A 14431-nucleotide genomic window follows, 5' to 3' on the forward strand; every position below is an offset into this window, starting at 1 on the left:
CAATAACAAGAAAAGAAAAACCTTTTCCTACATTTATATCATAAAATGATGAATGACTCAACAAATGAAAACGCTGTTATATTAGTTATTACGTTTTGCAATCAAATCGCAAATAGATAGTAAATATTCATCTTGTAATTGCAAGGAACTAATAGCATCTTTTGCTTTTGCAATCGTTTCTTCTAAAATATCCTTTGCTCTATCTACAGTAAATAACGTCGTATATGTGCTCTTTTCGTTAGAAACATCACTACCAATCGGTTTTCCAATCTCTTCTTCGGTTCCTTCCACATCTAAAATATCATCTCGGATTTGGAAAGCTAGGCCGATATATTTCGCAAACTCAAGTAATTTTTCTTCCTGTTCTTCTGTCGCATCAGACAGTATCGACCCTGCAAGTACAGCGAATTCAAGTAGTTTTCCAGTCTTATGCTTATGAATATACTCTAGCTCATCGATCGTAAGCTGTTTCCCTTCCGCTTCCATATCTGCTACTTGTCCGCCAACCATTCCTTCTGGCCCTGCCGCTTTTGCAAGCTCAAGTACAAGTCTTACTTTTTTCTCAGCAGAGATTTCCTTTTGTTCATATGCCATAATAACTTGAAAAGCATATGTCAACAAACCATCTCCTGCTAAAACTGCCATCGCTTCACCAAATACTTTATGATTTGTGGGCTTCCCTCTTCTTAAATCATCATCATCCATACAAGGTAAATCATCATGAACTAACGAGTATGTATGTACCATTTCAAGAGCACAAGCTGCACCTACACCAAGATTTTTTTCTTTACCAAACGCTTGTAATGTTGCAAATAAAAGTAACGGGCGGAGACGCTTTCCACCCGCTTCCAAAGAATATGCCATCGCTTCACGAAGTACATTTGGACATTGTAATTCATTTGCATAGCTTACAAGCTTCTCTTCTACGAAAGTTTTACTTTCTTTCAAAAAAGTATCAAAAGCAATTGTCACTATGCTTCATCTCCTAAAGCAGTAAACGGTTCAAGCTCTCCATCTTCCCCAAGAATAACTGCCATTTGTTCTTGTACGTTCTTCAACTTCTCATCACAAAGCTTAGATAATTCCATACCCTCTTTAAAATAAGAAATTGCTTCTTCTAAAGGTACGTCACCTTGCTCTAATTTAGAAACGAGGTGCTCAAGTTGCGAAATTGCCTCTTCAAAGCTTAATTTATTTTCCATTATTCAATTCACGCTCCTCTATTCCTGATACGCTACAATCTAATATTCCATCTTGTAATTGAACTGAAACAGCATCTCCAAGGCTAACATCTTTCACACTTTTTAACACTTGCTTCTCTTCATCATATACAAGCCCGTACCCTCTCATCATTACTTTAAGCGGACTTAGCGCTTCAAGTTTTTGAGCAGCTCTTACAAAGGCAAATTCTTTCGTTTGGAGTAACGTTTGCATTTCACGTTGCAATTGCTTTTGCAATGTTTCAACTGCTACCTTTGTTTGCATAATTTTTTGAGATGGGTGGTGCTTCTCTAAATAAAATGAAAGCTGTTTTAACTGATTTACCTTTTTATCAATATAGCGCTCTTTCGCTAACACAAGCTGTTCTAACGCTCTATCCAATTGCTCTTCTTTTTGCTCATATACTTGTCTTGGATAACGGAACGCATAAGATTTTTGCAATACTTGTAGTTTTTCTTCTTTTTTATGTACTAACTCTCTCATTGCTCTTTGCAACCTTAGAGTTCTTTGTAATACCTTTTCTTGTAACTCGATAATATTAGGCGCTGCCAGCTCAGCCGCTGCAGTTGGTGTTGGTGCTCTTAAATCGGCAACAAAATCCGCAATTGTAAAGTCTGTTTCATGGCCTACTGCTGAAATAATAGGGATCTCACTCTTGAAAATAGCTCTTGCAACCATTTCTTCGTTAAACGCCCACAATTCCTCAATAGAACCTCCACCGCGCCCAACGATTAGGACATCTATCCCTTCCATTTCATTCGCTGTACGGATCGCTTGTACAATTGAGGGAGCTGCTGACTCCCCCTGTACAAGTACTGGAAACACAATAACATTTCCAATTGGATAACGACGTTTAATCGTTGTTATAATATCACGAATCGCTGCTCCTGTTGGTGACGTAATCACACCTATTGTTTTCGCATAAGGAGGGATTGTTTTTTTATAAACTTGAGAAAACAATCCTTCTTCCTCTAAACGAACCTTTAATTGTTCGTAAGCTAAATGTAGGTTTCCGACTCCGTCAGGCTGCATGTCTTGAATATAAATTTGATAAGAACCACTCGCCTCGTAAACAGAGATTTTCCCTTTCACGAGTACCTTCATCCCATTTTCAGGTCTGAATTTAATATTACGATTATGACCCGCAAACATAACCGCTGCGATTCTTGCATTTTCATCTTTCAATGTAAAATACATGTGGCCACGGCTATGATTTTTAAAGTTGGAAATTTCACCTTTTAACCAAACAGACTGTAAATGCGGATCATATTCTATTTTTGTTTTTATATAGCGTGTTAACGCTGTAACGGTTAAATATTGTTTCTCCATTTCTCTCTCCTCATAGCCGACTCAAATTATTTACAAACGACACCTGCACGCTTAGCCGATTCAACAGTATTATGAAGAAGCATTGTGATCGTCATTGGACCAACACCCTTTGGCACAGGTGTAATGTAACCTGCAACATCTAGCACGTAGTCAAAGTCAACATCACCACAAAGTTTCCCTGTTTCTAAACGGTTTACACCAACGTCGATTACAACTGCTCCTTCTTTTATATAATCAGCTGTTACCATTTTAGGTCGTCCTACTGCTACGATTAAAATATCAGCTAATTTCGTTAACTCTTTCATATTTTGCGTCTTAGAATGACAGTATGTGACAGTTGCATTTTCATTTAAGAACAATTGTCCCACTGGCTTGCCGACAATATTACTTCTTCCAATTACTACAACATGTTTTCCTGAGATATCAAGATTTGTTTCTTTTACTAACTCTACAATACCATGCGGTGTACATGGAAGGAATGTATCTTGTCCCGTCATCATACGTCCTACGCTGATTGGGTGAAATCCATCTACATCTTTTTCTGGTGAAATTCTTTCAATGATAGCTTTTTCTTCAATATGTTTTGGTAAAGGTAATTGCACTAATATGCCATTAATGCGGTCATCGCCATTTAAGCGATCGATTTCAGCAAGCAAACGCTCCTCCGTAATTGTTTCAGGAAATTCAATTAGCTCTGAATAGATTCCTACTTGTTCACAGCCCTTTTCTTTTCCTTTTACATAAGAACGAGATGCTGGATCTTCTCCAACTAAAATAACTGCTAATCCTGGTACAATCCCTTGCTCTTTCAACTTCACAACTTCTTCTGTTAATTGTGCTCGTTTTTTCTCCGCAACTTCATTTCCTTTGATGATTACTGCTACCATTTTAAGATTCCCCCTTAAAGAAATTACAGTGTATCTTTTATATTAGATAAAACGCCGTTAATAAAACGACGAGATTCCTCATCCCCAAATGTTTTAGCAATTTCAATTGCCTCGTTAATTGTTACGTTGTGTGGAATTTCTTCCATGTATTTCATTTCATACACAGCTACACGTAAAATACTGCGATCAACAATACTAATACGCTCAAGCTTCCACTTTTTTAAATTTTGACGAATCGCTTCATCAATTACTTCTTTATTTTCTACAAAACCTACAACAAGTGATTCTAGAAACTCATTTGTTTCTTCACCTTCATCTAGCGTGTTTTCCACTGCTACTTTCGGTTCTAATTCACCTGTAATATCCATTTGATATAATGCTTGCATAGCTCTTTCTCTAGCCGTCCTACGTTTCATTGTAACTCTCCTTTATGCTTCAAGTCTTTCCTTATGCTTTGTTATATTATTATAATTTATAAGCCGTCAATTCACTTACTCTTACAGTTTTCATTGATTTTCCAACCTTATAATACAATGATAATAACACAATTTATCGTTTCACACACGGGTTACAAGGCTGAAAAATAATAAAAAGATTAACTTCAAGTTCCATATCTTATCACAATGTACGTTTTTTGGTAAAACGAAACATTTTCTTTTTTATTTCTCATTTTTTGAAATAGTATAATAATTAGAGGGTTGTAATTTGTGAAGAAATGAAACGATAAAAAAGATGCCTATGTTACTAGGCACCTTTTTCATTCTTACACTGGTTCGATTTCTGTTTTTTGTGTTTCGAATGTTACGCCAACGATGTGAACATTCACTTCTTTTGGCTCAAGCCCTGTCATTGTAAAGAGTGCTTGGCGAATGTTGTCTTGAATCTTTTGTGCAACAACTGGAATTGCTACGCCAAAATACATTACAACATAAAGGTCAACGATAATATCTTCGTTTGCTAATTCAACCTTTACACCTTTACCATGATTTTTCTTACCTAACTTCTCAACAACATCTGTAGCAAAATTACCACGCATTGCCGCTACGCCTTCTACCTCAGCAGCTGCAATACCTGCGATTACTTCAATTACTTCTGGTGCAATTTCTACTTTACCAAGAGTTGTATCTTGACCCATATCTAACATATGTTCAGCCATGAAAAAAACCTCCTTTAATGTATCACTGCGTCACAAGTTCATGCTCTTCCAAAAATTTCGTATTAAACTCACCTTTTACAAAATCAGGATGATCTAACAATTGCAAATGGAACGGGATTGTTGTATGTACGCCTTCAACGACAAACTCACTGAGTGCACGCTTCATTTTTGCAATTGCCTCTTCACGTGTTTTTCCGTGAACAATTAATTTAGCAACCATCGAATCATAGAAAGGTGGGATTGAATATCCCGGATATACAGCTGAATCGACGCGAATACCAAATCCGCCTGGTGGCAAGTACATTTCTACTTTACCTGGAGATGGCATAAATTTTTTGGCAGGGTTTTCCGCATTAATTCGGCATTCAATTGCCCAACCATTAAATTGTACTTCTTCTTGCTGTAACGATAACTTTTCTCCAGAAGCAACAAGAATTTGTTCTTTAATTAAGTCTACCCCTGTTACCATTTCAGTAACTGGATGCTCAACTTGGATTCTCGTATTCATCTCCATGAAATAAAAGCTTTTCGTTTTATATTCATAAATAAACTCAACCGTACCAGCACCTGTATAATCAACCGCTACCGCCGCTTTAACTGCCGCCTCACCCATCTGCTTACGCACATTTTCATCAAGTGCTGGTGATGGACTTTCTTCTAGTAGTTTTTGCAAGCGGCGCTGAATCGTACAATCACGCTCTCCTAAATGAATGGCATTTCCGTGTGTATCTGCCATTATTTGAATCTCAACATGGCGGAAATCTTCAACGTACTTTTCTAAGTATACACCAGGGTTCCCAAAAGCGGTACTAGCTTCTTGCTGTGTAATTTGAATTCCTTTTACAAGCTCCTCTTCATGACGCGCAACACGAATACCTTTTCCGCCGCCACCTGCAGTCGCTTTAATAATAACAGGATATCCAATTTGATTCGCAAGTTCGATCGCTTCTTCGGTATTTTTAATAATTCCTTGTGAACCTGGTACAATCGGAACCCCTGCTTCTTTCATTGTATCACGAGCAACGTCTTTTGTGCCCATCTTTGAAATAGCTTCTGGACTTGGACCGATAAAAATTAAGTTACACTCACGGCATAACTCTGCAAAATCTGCATTCTCTGCTAAAAATCCGTATCCCGGATGAATTGCATCGCAGCCTGTTAACTTCGCAACACTAATAATGTTCGTCAAATTTAAATAGCTTTCTTTCGAAATCGTTGGTCCTACACAATACGCCTCATCAGCAATTTGTACGTGAAGTGACTCTTTATCTGCTTCTGAATAAATTGCGACTGTTTCAATATCCATTTCTTTACAAGCACGAATAATTCGTACAGCAATTTCCCCACGATTGGCTATTAATACTTTTTTTATCATCACAAAGACTCCCTTATTACGCTTTTACAAGAAATAGCGGTTGTCCATACTCAACAAGCTGTCCGTTATTAACAAGAATCTCAACAATTTCTCCATCTACATCTGCATCGATTTCGTTAAATAACTTCATAGCCTCGACAATACATACGATAGAATCTTTCGATACTCTATCCCCAACACTTACATATGGAGGCGTATCAGGAGAAGAAGAAGAATAGAATGTACCTACCATTGGTGATGTAATTTTATGTAGGTTTTCATTCTGAACAGCTTTTTTCTCTTCTTGTTTTGGCACTTCCACTTGTGCTGCCGCTACTGTCGTTTCAACTTCAACAGGTGCTACTGGTTGCACGGCTTGTTTTGCTACAGGTGCTTGCACCGCAACAACTTCATTACCACGCTTTTTCATTTTGATTGTCGTACCATCTTTTTTGTATTCAAATTCATCAATATTAGAGCTATCAATTAATTTAATTAATTCACGAACTTCTTGAATTTTAAACATGTAAAATCCACTCCCATACTCTTGTTTGTCCCGTTTTTACAGATTTCTCTTCACTAAAACTAGATTGACTGTAAAAATACGATGTACTCTATTAGAAAATGTATTTCATTTACTAATAGAAATAGTTACTATTTCCATCTTACGATAAATTTTTTAAACATTCCAATTTATATTTCTTTATAATAAATCGAAACTCCTGTAAAAATATTATTCCAATAAAAATTTATTACCTAGTAATAATACCAAGTTTCACACAAAATTGGCAAGACCACTTCCGAAAAAACATTCCTTACTTTTCAAAATACTATAAAGTAAACCTACCATTACCGCTTTACTCGTCACCTCATCTATAGTCAATAACGTATTTTTACCAAATATTATTTTTTTGTTTACACGTCGTTCATCATTCCTTCATATAAGAATAGTATGTTCAAAGTGTAGAAAATATATCGTATCGAGGTGTGGACATATGATATGGCTCATTCTCTTCTTACCTGCCGTAATGGTCTGGGCATTCGTTCTCTTCATCCACGTCAAATCCGGAAAAAGTAATCATCACTACCATGAACCGCTAATCTTTTACTCACAACGTATTTCTCCGTTCCGAGTTGAACATAGTAAAAACAAAGACGAAACAGAAAAAAGCTATCGAAAATGATAGCTTTTTTCTATTATTATTTTTATCTAACTATTTTCAAACAATCCGATTACTAAAAACGAATAATCCGCGGAGGAATTCCCCGCGGATTATTCGTTTTATTTTGTTGGTGGATCAAATTTTACACCTACATCTTTTGATCCGCCTTCACTTCTTACAAGTTGTATAATTTTATTCGCTTCTTTTTGTGAATGTTTTGCTGCTTTTACAGTTACTTTAATGTCAGTTCCATCGGCTCTTACAAGGGCATCTTTATATCCACCTTGAGATTTAATTACTGTCTCAAGTAATTCTTGCTTCGTTTCCATTGTAGTGATTGCATCAAAATTTTCTTTCGCTTTATTCTTTTCTGTTGCTGAAGCTTTTGTTGAACTCATCACTTCTTGTAATTTTGCTTTTTGTTCACTTCGCTGATCTTCCATTTGCATACGTAATGCTGTGAAATTTTCATCACTTGATTGAACTGTTACGTTAGCTTCTTTTTTGCTTGTTTCTTTTGTAGCACTCTCTTTTTTATCTGTTTCTTTGTTTGTTTCTTTATTTGATGTTTCTTTATTTGATGTTTCTTTATTTGATGTTTCCTTGTTTGTATTTTCTTTTTTAGGCGTTTCTTTAGGTGCTTCGTTTGTTACTGCTTTATCAGTACCTTGTTTTTCTTGTCCAATCTTTTCACCTGTTGCCGGCGATGCTGTATTCATTTTGTCTGGAGTTGTTACGTAATACACAGATAGTACAACAACTAAACTTAACATCGTTAATAGCCAAACCGTTTGTTTTTTTAACACTTTATTTCCTCCCTATCAATTTTTCGGTGAAACTGAAACGCGATGGGCTGGTACATCTAGTAGCCGTATGACAGCTTCTTTTACCATCGCTTTAACTTGTATATTATCCACTCCCTTTGCTACGACAAGAACACCTCGCACTTTCGGTTTCTCTGTTCGTAAAACAACGGGAGTTTCTTTATCCCCTTCACGTATAATGACTGTCTTTTCATCAAGAGACTCATCTTCTACTTCCCTCTTGCCACCTGTTTTATCTGTTTCACCTGTTGTTTGTGAACGTTTCACTGTATTTTTTTCTAATATTTTTTCCTCTGATGAGTCTAAATTTACATTAATCGTTACATCTTTTACTCCTGCTATTTCTTCTAAGGCTGCTTTTAATTCTTGTTCATACGCTTTTTCATATTTTTCTACATTTGACATATTATCATTATTTTTTTGTCCAAAAGTTGGTACGTCTTTTTCTTGGTTTTGAGTTTTTTGTTCTTTAAATACAGGTACTTCTTCTTTTTTACTTGAAAAGAAACTACTAGAAAACATAAGCAACATTCCAAGTATGAGTAGGACAAGTAAGAACTTAGGTGTTACCTTTTTTCCCTTCTCATTACTTTCTTTTTCATCTCCATTCAATAAGTTTCGAAAAAATGAGAACTTCGAATTTTTATCTTTATTGTCCATTTACTCTACCTGTCCTCCCTTCCATTTGAACTTGGATTTGTTTATTCTCTAGTTGCCACCTGCTTGAAAAGAAGTCTTTCATTTCTCCATTTGTTTCCTCTACTTTTTTCGGTGGTTCTTTCGTATTAATTTCAACTGGTTTTACTGTTTCGATTGCATCATTTTTACTACGTTCTTTTTCTTTCAACGTCACAACAACAGATTGAATATCTTTCGCTGACTTTACTTCCGCTGTGTTTTCCGCTGCGACTATTTGTATTTCAGAGACTGACATACCATACTGTTTCTCAAACTCTTTTCCTACTTCTTTTTTCATTTTGGTAGCCATCTCTTCTAAACTATATGCACGTGTTAGAGCTTGTATTTCTTTTTTCTTCGAATCTATTGAATTTTTTACAGATCCTTCTGCTACGTACTTCTCTTCATTAAAATTTGCGATTACTTCATTTACATCTGTTTGCAATAGTTTAAATAGAGGCGTTAAAATTAAAACAACTAATAATAGACTTACAACGAATTTAACGTACTTTTGCAAATTGGAATTTGGAAGAATAAGATGAAGCATTGTCGCTAAGAGTAAAAAAACGATAATATTTCTAATCCACTCTGTAACAAATTGCATACCCTTCACCTCCTACCGCATCATAAGTGTAATGTTCCCCGCAGCAATAATAATTGTGATACTTAAAAAGAACATAAACGATACGATAGCTAAGCAAGCAAATACATAAATGATGCTCCGTCCAATGATATCTAAACATTGAATGATTGCTCCGCCGCCAACTGGTTGCAATACTGCTGCTGCGAACTTATAAATAAATGCGATGCAAAAAATTTGAATCGCTGGAAAAGCGACAATTAAACATAGAATGACGAGTCCGATAATTCCGACTGTGTTTTTTAATAATCCCGACGCACTAATAACTGTATCCGCCGCCTCTGTAAACATTCTTCCTACTACGGGAATAAAGTTTCCTGTTACAAATTTAGCTGTTTTCACAGCGATTCCATCAGCAACAGCTGTCGCTGTTCCTTGTACAGATAATACGCCTAAAAAAATCGTTAAAAAAATACCGATAATCCCGACGCTAACGTTTTGCAGAAGCTTGGACAATTTCGTAACTTTATATTGATCACTCATCGTACTTACAATACTTAATATCGTTGCAAGTAATAAAAGTGGTAGAACGATATAATTCATCAAAAGCCCACTCGTATTCATTAAGAAGATGATAATCGGATGAAAAAACGATACGGATACAACACCACCGCCTGTCGCTATGAGTGCAAGCAAGATAGGCAATAACGCTAATATGAAATCTACCATTGTTTGTATCGTTTCTCTTGCATATGTCATAACAACATAAAAGCTATTTAAAGCGAAAATAATTAGTACCATATATACAACTGCATCGGCTATTTTGCTTACGCTACTCTTTGAAAATGCAGATTGCAGTGATTGCAACAATGCACTAAAAATTGTGAGCATAATGAGCGTTCCGAGTAGTTTCCCATTTGCAACAAGTTCGTGAAATAAGTACTTTAATAAACCTAGCATCCACTCTTTTATAGAGATTTCTTTTTCTCCCTTTACAAACTCCATAAAGCTACCTTTTTGACTCTCTGGTAAATAACCTCCATATTTTGTAACAAGCCCGTCCCAAAATTGCTTCACATCTTCAATTCCGAGCTTATCCAATTGTTGATCAACGACGTTTGTCTCTACAGGAGAAGCTTGTACAACAACCGGTAAAGAAAAGAAAAGGAAGCAAGCAAATAGCAGCTTAGCTCCAAACCCCCTCAACATTCACTCCCCCTTATCCCGTCGGTAAAAATCCGAGAATAGTTTCAATTACAACCGTCAAAATAGGGATCGCCATAACGAGAATTAAAATCTTTCCAGCTAATTCAATTTTCGAAGCGATTGCCCCCTGCCCTGCATCCTTTGTAATTTGCGCTCCAAACTCAGCGATATAAGCAATCCCAATAATTTTTAGCAACGTTTCTACATATACGTTGCTAACTTTCGCTTCACTCGCTACTCTCTCAATCATTTGTAAAATAGCGTGAATTTGATCGATTAAAAGAAGGAACATTACGCTACCTACGAACACAATAAATAATGACGTAATGCTAGATTTATGCTGATTCAATACAGCCGCTAAAAACGTAGCAACGAGGCCTAATCCGACAATTTGTATAATTTCGATTCGAACCGCCCCCTTTACTGGAAGAGAAAGACACTTTTAATCTTGTCGAATAGTGTATTAATTAAAAATGCGACATGAAATAAAATAACGACAAAACCGACGAGGATAACCCAATTTGCAATATCCTCACGCTTTAATTCTTTTAGTACAGTATGAATGAAAGCTAAAACAATGCCGATTCCGGCGATTTGAAATATTAATCCAACATCAATGGACATCGCCTTTCTCCCCCCTATAGCAGTAAAATTACGATAAGTAGCCCCGCTAGTACTCCTAAGCTCTTAATCATCTTTTCATATTGCAGCTGTAATGCTTTCGCTTCTTCTTCTTCTCTCTCTAAATGTGTAATACATAACCGAATATGTTTTTGTTGTGATTCACGATCATGTTGTCCGAGCGTTTCACCAAATTGCTGCAAAATCTCATACTCAGTTTGTTGAAATGCTGTTAGCTTCCAATTTTCTTTCAAACTATCTATCCAAGCTTCTCTAACTGTTTGTTCTCCACTTTCTAGCCTGCTAGCGAAACTTTGAAATATCCAATTTAACGGCTTCGGCATTTGTTTCACTAATCGCTCAGCAGCTTCAGACAACGGTGTATGCCCATACATAATTTCTGCCTCTAATGATTGCAGTGCCGCTTTTAATAATCTAAGTTGCCTCGGTCTCTCACTGTATCTTTTGGCGTATGAAAACCCGAAAAAGGTGCTGACCGCAACGATTAACACTGCACCAAATATTTTCACCATACGCCCTCAGCCTTTCTATGAGGTAATACCGGTTTTCCATATTTATCTTTCACTTGCATAACTGTTCCTGGCCCTCTTGCTTTTGACAATTCCACAAACCTATCAAAAATGCCGAGCTCTAGCACTGCTTTTAATGATGGGCGTTTCACAACATCATCATAGGAAAATCCATGTGCACTTATAAAAAGCTGAACCCCTGCATGTACAGCCTCCATAATTGCTTCACTATCTTCTTTACGACCAATTTCATCCACAATTAATATATCTGGGCTCATAGAACGGATCATCATCATCATTCCTTCAGCTTTTGGACATGCATCTAACACATCTACTCGTGTGCCAAAGTCATATTGCGGAATGCCTTTCACACAGCCAGCAATTTCTGACCGTTCATCAACAATCCCGACTTTACAAGAAGGAATTTTCGAAGTACTTACACCTTGACTCATGCAACGCGCTACATCTCTTAAAAGTGTTGTTTTTCCCGTTTGTGGCGGGCCAATTACCATCGTGTTTAACCATCGTGATTCATACAAATACGGTAAAAGTGGTTCAGCAATGCCTATTTTTTGACGAGCAATACGAATATTAAAAGAAGAGACATCTCGAATCATTTTCACTGTGCTTTTTTCTGTAATAACTTTTCCTGCTAAGCCTATTCTATGCCCACCTCGGAGTGTCACATACCCACGCTTTAATTCTTCTTCCATTGTATAAATTGAGAAGTGGCTTAACTTATTCAATAAGTAAATAGCATCCTCTGCTGTAACGATATAGTCATAAAAAAACACTTCACCTTGAGCAATACACTCTAGCGGTCTTCCAATTCGAACACGGATTTCCTCTAGAGCATCGTACTGCTTACAATTTTCCACTAACTGCTTCATCGTTTTTGGTAAAACTTCTAATACTTCTTTCATCAGCTTCGCCCCACTATACTCGACTTACTTATTTCAACAACGCGATAAAAATGCAGCCAATTCCAAGCGCTAGAAAAAAGAGTTTCAAGAAAGAGATCTCACTTGCCACACTCGCTATGCCTATTGTCATTGTTAAAATTAATACGGTCGGTCCAACAAACGCCAACATACCATTTATAAACAATGCTTTCTTCGCATCATTCACATAAAGCATAAGCAAAGCGGCGAATATTTCCGCGCTACCTGAAAACAACCGAAGTAGCCCCATTACAAGCACAGATGTTTCCATTGCCGCTAGCCACTGTTTCATTCTCCCACCTTCTCCCATAACGGTTACTAGTGCATGTGCTAAAAAAGAATATATTTGTACAACCATATGCAGAGGTTGTCTATTTCAGAATTAAAAACATAATTTTTATCTACCGCCTATAATAATTTGAATATTCTTAATAATAATGGTATTTTATGGTATATTTATTGAAAAGGAGGGAAAATGATGCAACGAGTTACTTTACTACCACTCGATTTCCGTTATGCAAATGCGATTTTCAAGCTATCAAGTGATCCACATGTAAAAAACGCATTAGGAATAAAAGTAGAAACAATCGAAGACACGAAAGCATTCCTTCTTTTCGCCATAGAAGAACACCACCAAAAGAAGTCTTTATCGAGAGTGATTGTAAATGCAGAGAATGAAATAATTGGTCTCACCACACTTAAACATATTAATTATGAGAAGAAACAATCTCACATTGGCAGCTGGCTCGGCTATCCATACTGGGGAAAAGGATATAATGAGGCTGCAAAAAAAGAAATTTTTAAGATTGCTTTTTTAGACTTACAACTTTCCTATGTATTTGCTGGTGCTAAAACGAATAATATTCGCTCTTTAAAAGCACAAGAAAAACTACCTTATATTTCATTGCATGTGGAAAACAAATTTCCAGATGAACACGCTGCACTAGAGAAAGAAGTAAGGTCACCTTGCTCTCTGCACGTCGTGTCACGTGAAAAATTTTTAAACTGGTTGGAATTACAAAATGAGGAGGAAAAATATGAAGAGATTAAAAATTAGTTTAACAATCGTAGTAGAAGTAACTCTTATTTATCTTTTTTCATCATTGGTCGGCTGGTCATTCATGGAAGCCTTTTTCCTTGGTAGTTTAGCGATATTCGGGGCAATTTGGCTCGTTGCTTTAAATATAAGCCAAAATAACAACATTGATCACACTATATATAAAACAGGTACAGTAAAACCTTTTCAAATGAGATGGGGTCCTTACACAACAGGTGCTGCTAGTCTTACAGCTTTCAGTTTTATAATAACTACTATTTATTATTTGCCCTATTTTCTATAAAAAAAGCACTCGTGATAATCACGAGTGCTTTTCTACTATGCACGAGAAACGTATTTACCTTCACCAGTGTTGATGATAAGTGTTTCGCCTTCGTTAATGAAGATTGGTACTTGTACAACAAGGCCAGTTTCTAATGTAGCTGGTTTTGTTACGTTAGAAGCAGTATCACCTTTAATACCTGGCTCTGTTTCTGTAACTTGTAATTCAACTGTGTTTGGAAGTTCAACACCAAGTACTTCGCCTTGGTAAGTCATAATAGATACTTCCATGTTTTCTTTTAGGAATTTAAGCTCGCGCTCGATTTGTTTTTCACCAAGTTCGATTTGCTCATAAGTTCCGTTATCCATAAATACGTGAGACTCACCGCTTGCGTATAAGTATTGCATACGACGGTTTTCGATGTGTGCTTTTTCTACTTTCTCACCAGCACGGAATGTTTTCTCTTGAACAGAACCTGTGCGAAGGTTACGTAGTTTAGAACGAACGAATGCAGCACCTTTACCTGGCTTTACGTGTTGGAAATCAAGTACTTGCCAAAGGCCATTATCCACTGCAATTGTTAAACCTGTACGAAAATCGTTTACTGAAATCATGTAAAAAA

General features: G+C 36.6%; 21 protein-coding genes. 3 read left to right on the forward strand and 18 right to left on the reverse strand.

The features are described 5' to 3' along the window. Positions 1-81: 81 nt before the first annotated feature. The 8 genes from ispA to accB all read right to left on the reverse strand — a co-directional run bounded on the left by ispA (position 82) and on the right by accB (position 6473). Positions 82-972: a (2E,6E)-farnesyl diphosphate synthase gene (gene ispA, locus NLJ82_RS20315; protein ID WP_000150364.1), complete on the reverse strand. Its 891-nt coding sequence runs from the start codon at positions 970-972 to the stop codon at positions 82-84. Further along, positions 972-1202 carry an exodeoxyribonuclease VII small subunit gene (gene xseB / locus NLJ82_RS20320; protein ID WP_000428423.1) on the reverse strand — a complete coding sequence of 77 codons (231 nt, stop codon included), beginning with the start codon at positions 1200-1202 and terminating at the stop codon, positions 972-974. Before xseB ends, ispA begins: the two co-directional genes overlap by 1 nt. Further along, on the reverse strand, positions 1192-2550 hold the full coding sequence (xseA, locus tag NLJ82_RS20325) for an exodeoxyribonuclease VII large subunit (protein WP_000415266.1): 1359 nt from the start codon (positions 2548-2550) through the stop codon (positions 1192-1194). The genes xseB and xseA overlap by 11 nt, the downstream gene beginning before the upstream one ends. Positions 2551-2576: 26 nt before the next feature. Continuing rightward, a complete protein-coding gene (gene folD, locus NLJ82_RS20330; RefSeq protein WP_254754587.1) occupies positions 2577-3437 on the reverse strand; it encodes a bifunctional methylenetetrahydrofolate dehydrogenase/methenyltetrahydrofolate cyclohydrolase FolD in 861 nt (286 codons plus the stop codon). Positions 3438-3460: 23 nt separating this feature from the next. Continuing rightward, complete coding sequence (gene nusB, locus NLJ82_RS20335) at positions 3461-3853, reverse strand: N utilization substance protein NusB (RefSeq protein ID WP_000830249.1); 393 nt, start codon at positions 3851-3853, stop codon at positions 3461-3463. 347 nt (positions 3854-4200) lie between these two features. Beyond that, complete coding sequence (locus tag NLJ82_RS20340; RefSeq protein ID WP_000807630.1) at positions 4201-4593, reverse strand: Asp23/Gls24 family envelope stress response protein; 393 nt, start codon at positions 4591-4593, stop codon at positions 4201-4203. Positions 4594-4615: 22 nt separating this feature from the next. After that, positions 4616-5968 carry an acetyl-CoA carboxylase biotin carboxylase subunit gene (gene accC / locus NLJ82_RS20345; protein ID WP_000592876.1) on the reverse strand — a complete coding sequence of 451 codons (1353 nt, stop codon included), beginning with the start codon at positions 5966-5968 and terminating at the stop codon, positions 4616-4618. A 16-nt stretch (positions 5969-5984) separates the two neighbouring features. Then, the gene (gene accB, locus NLJ82_RS20350; protein ID WP_000472870.1) at positions 5985-6473 is read right to left on the reverse strand and encodes an acetyl-CoA carboxylase biotin carboxyl carrier protein; all 489 of its coding nucleotides are present in this window, start codon (positions 6471-6473) and stop codon (positions 5985-5987) included. Positions 6474-6942: 469 nt separating this feature from the next. Between accB and NLJ82_RS20355 the strand changes: the two genes are divergently transcribed. Next, positions 6943-7131 (forward strand): hypothetical protein, encoded by a 189-nt coding sequence (locus NLJ82_RS20355; RefSeq protein WP_002081027.1) that lies wholly within the window; start codon positions 6943-6945, stop codon positions 7129-7131. Between the two features lie 98 nt (positions 7132-7229). Here NLJ82_RS20355 and NLJ82_RS20360 read toward each other — a convergent pair whose 3' ends face one another. From NLJ82_RS20360 to NLJ82_RS20400, 9 genes are read right to left on the reverse strand one after another with little or no spacing between them, the layout of a single operon-like run. After that, positions 7230-7916, reverse strand: coding sequence for a SpoIIIAH-like family protein (locus NLJ82_RS20360; protein ID WP_000914704.1), 687 nt, complete (start codon positions 7914-7916; stop codon positions 7230-7232). 15 nt (positions 7917-7931) lie between these two features. Beyond that, complete coding sequence (gene spoIIIAG, locus NLJ82_RS20365; protein ID WP_000368876.1) at positions 7932-8594, reverse strand: stage III sporulation protein AG; 663 nt, start codon at positions 8592-8594, stop codon at positions 7932-7934. Continuing rightward, the gene (gene spoIIIAF / locus NLJ82_RS20370; RefSeq protein WP_001161045.1) at positions 8584-9216 is read right to left on the reverse strand and encodes a stage III sporulation protein AF; all 633 of its coding nucleotides are present in this window, start codon (positions 9214-9216) and stop codon (positions 8584-8586) included. Before spoIIIAF ends, spoIIIAG begins: the two co-directional genes overlap by 11 nt. 12 nt (positions 9217-9228) lie before the next feature. Beyond that, positions 9229-10401 carry a stage III sporulation protein AE gene (gene spoIIIAE / locus NLJ82_RS20375; protein ID WP_000943695.1) on the reverse strand — a complete coding sequence of 391 codons (1173 nt, stop codon included), beginning with the start codon at positions 10399-10401 and terminating at the stop codon, positions 9229-9231. Positions 10402-10411: 10 nt separating this feature from the next. After that, on the reverse strand, positions 10412-10795 hold the full coding sequence (spoIIIAD, locus tag NLJ82_RS20380; RefSeq protein ID WP_077317075.1) for a stage III sporulation protein AD: 384 nt from the start codon (positions 10793-10795) through the stop codon (positions 10412-10414). A 23-nt stretch (positions 10796-10818) separates the two neighbouring features. Continuing rightward, positions 10819-11022: a stage III sporulation protein AC gene (spoIIIAC, locus tag NLJ82_RS20385; RefSeq protein ID WP_000020914.1), complete on the reverse strand. Its 204-nt coding sequence runs from the start codon at positions 11020-11022 to the stop codon at positions 10819-10821. A 14-nt stretch (positions 11023-11036) separates the two neighbouring features. After that, complete coding sequence (gene spoIIIAB / locus NLJ82_RS20390) at positions 11037-11552, reverse strand: stage III sporulation protein SpoIIIAB (RefSeq protein ID WP_000238697.1); 516 nt, start codon at positions 11550-11552, stop codon at positions 11037-11039. Continuing rightward, on the reverse strand, positions 11546-12472 hold the full coding sequence (spoIIIAA, locus tag NLJ82_RS20395) for a stage III sporulation protein AA (protein ID WP_000665886.1): 927 nt from the start codon (positions 12470-12472) through the stop codon (positions 11546-11548). Before spoIIIAA ends, spoIIIAB begins: the two co-directional genes overlap by 7 nt. Before the next feature lie 28 nt (positions 12473-12500). Beyond that, positions 12501-12782 carry a YqhV family protein gene (locus NLJ82_RS20400; RefSeq protein ID WP_000816054.1) on the reverse strand — a complete coding sequence of 94 codons (282 nt, stop codon included), beginning with the start codon at positions 12780-12782 and terminating at the stop codon, positions 12501-12503. 186 nt (positions 12783-12968) lie between these two features. Here NLJ82_RS20400 and NLJ82_RS20405 point away from each other — a divergent pair, with 186 nt between their 5' ends. After that, positions 12969-13547: a GNAT family N-acetyltransferase gene (locus tag NLJ82_RS20405; protein WP_001190075.1), complete on the forward strand. Its 579-nt coding sequence runs from the start codon at positions 12969-12971 to the stop codon at positions 13545-13547. Next, the gene (locus NLJ82_RS20410; protein ID WP_000825745.1) at positions 13528-13830 is read left to right on the forward strand and encodes a hypothetical protein; all 303 of its coding nucleotides are present in this window, start codon (positions 13528-13530) and stop codon (positions 13828-13830) included. The genes NLJ82_RS20405 and NLJ82_RS20410 overlap by 20 nt, the downstream gene beginning before the upstream one ends. A gap of 35 nt (positions 13831-13865) precedes the next feature. Here the strand turns inward: NLJ82_RS20410 and efp are convergent, their stop codons facing one another. After that, on the reverse strand, positions 13866-14423 hold the full coding sequence (efp, locus tag NLJ82_RS20415; protein ID WP_000626512.1) for an elongation factor P: 558 nt from the start codon (positions 14421-14423) through the stop codon (positions 13866-13868). Positions 14424-14431 lie beyond the last annotated feature (8 nt).

The organism is Bacillus paranthracis (genome assembly GCF_024296885.1).
Lineage (GTDB): Bacteria > Bacillota > Bacilli > Bacillales > Bacillaceae_G > Bacillus_A > Bacillus_A paranthracis.

Bases quoted from the DNA above. Each gene is read 5' to 3' on its own strand.
- xseB (WP_000428423.1), bottom strand. From the start codon at position 1,202: ATGGAAAATAAATTAAGCTTTGAAGAGGCAATTTCGCAACTTGAGCAC.
- accC (WP_000592876.1), bottom strand. From the start codon at position 5,968: ATGATAAAAAAAGTATTAATAGCCAATCGTGGGGAAATTGCTGTACGA.
- NLJ82_RS20405 (WP_001190075.1), top strand. From the start codon at position 12,969: ATGCAACGAGTTACTTTACTACCACTCGATTTCCGTTATGCAAATGCG.
- spoIIIAA (WP_000665886.1), bottom strand. From the start codon at position 12,472: ATGAAAGAAGTATTAGAAGTTTTACCAAAAACGATGAAGCAGTTAGTG.
- NLJ82_RS20355 (WP_002081027.1), top strand. From the start codon at position 6,943: ATGATATGGCTCATTCTCTTCTTACCTGCCGTAATGGTCTGGGCATTC.
- xseA (WP_000415266.1), bottom strand. From the start codon at position 2,550: ATGGAGAAACAATATTTAACCGTTACAGCGTTAACACGCTATATAAAA.
- NLJ82_RS20340 (WP_000807630.1), bottom strand. From the start codon at position 4,593: ATGGCTGAACATATGTTAGATATGGGTCAAGATACAACTCTTGGTAAA.
- accB (WP_000472870.1), bottom strand. From the start codon at position 6,473: ATGTTTAAAATTCAAGAAGTTCGTGAATTAATTAAATTAATTGATAGC.
- spoIIIAG (WP_000368876.1), bottom strand. From the start codon at position 8,594: ATGGACAATAAAGATAAAAATTCGAAGTTCTCATTTTTTCGAAACTTA.
- NLJ82_RS20410 (WP_000825745.1), top strand. From the start codon at position 13,528: ATGAAGAGATTAAAAATTAGTTTAACAATCGTAGTAGAAGTAACTCTT.
- spoIIIAE (WP_000943695.1), bottom strand. From the start codon at position 10,401: ATGTTGAGGGGGTTTGGAGCTAAGCTGCTATTTGCTTGCTTCCTTTTC.
- nusB (WP_000830249.1), bottom strand. From the start codon at position 3,853: ATGAAACGTAGGACGGCTAGAGAAAGAGCTATGCAAGCATTATATCAA.
- NLJ82_RS20400 (WP_000816054.1), bottom strand. From the start codon at position 12,782: ATGAAACAGTGGCTAGCGGCAATGGAAACATCTGTGCTTGTAATGGGG.
- spoIIIAB (WP_000238697.1), bottom strand. From the start codon at position 11,552: ATGGTGAAAATATTTGGTGCAGTGTTAATCGTTGCGGTCAGCACCTTT.
- folD (WP_254754587.1), bottom strand. From the start codon at position 3,437: ATGGTAGCAGTAATCATCAAAGGAAATGAAGTTGCGGAGAAAAAACGA.
- spoIIIAC (WP_000020914.1), bottom strand. From the start codon at position 11,022: ATGTCCATTGATGTTGGATTAATATTTCAAATCGCCGGAATCGGCATT.
- efp (WP_000626512.1), bottom strand. From the start codon at position 14,423: ATGATTTCAGTAAACGATTTTCGTACAGGTTTAACAATTGCAGTGGAT.
- spoIIIAF (WP_001161045.1), bottom strand. From the start codon at position 9,216: ATGCAATTTGTTACAGAGTGGATTAGAAATATTATCGTTTTTTTACTC.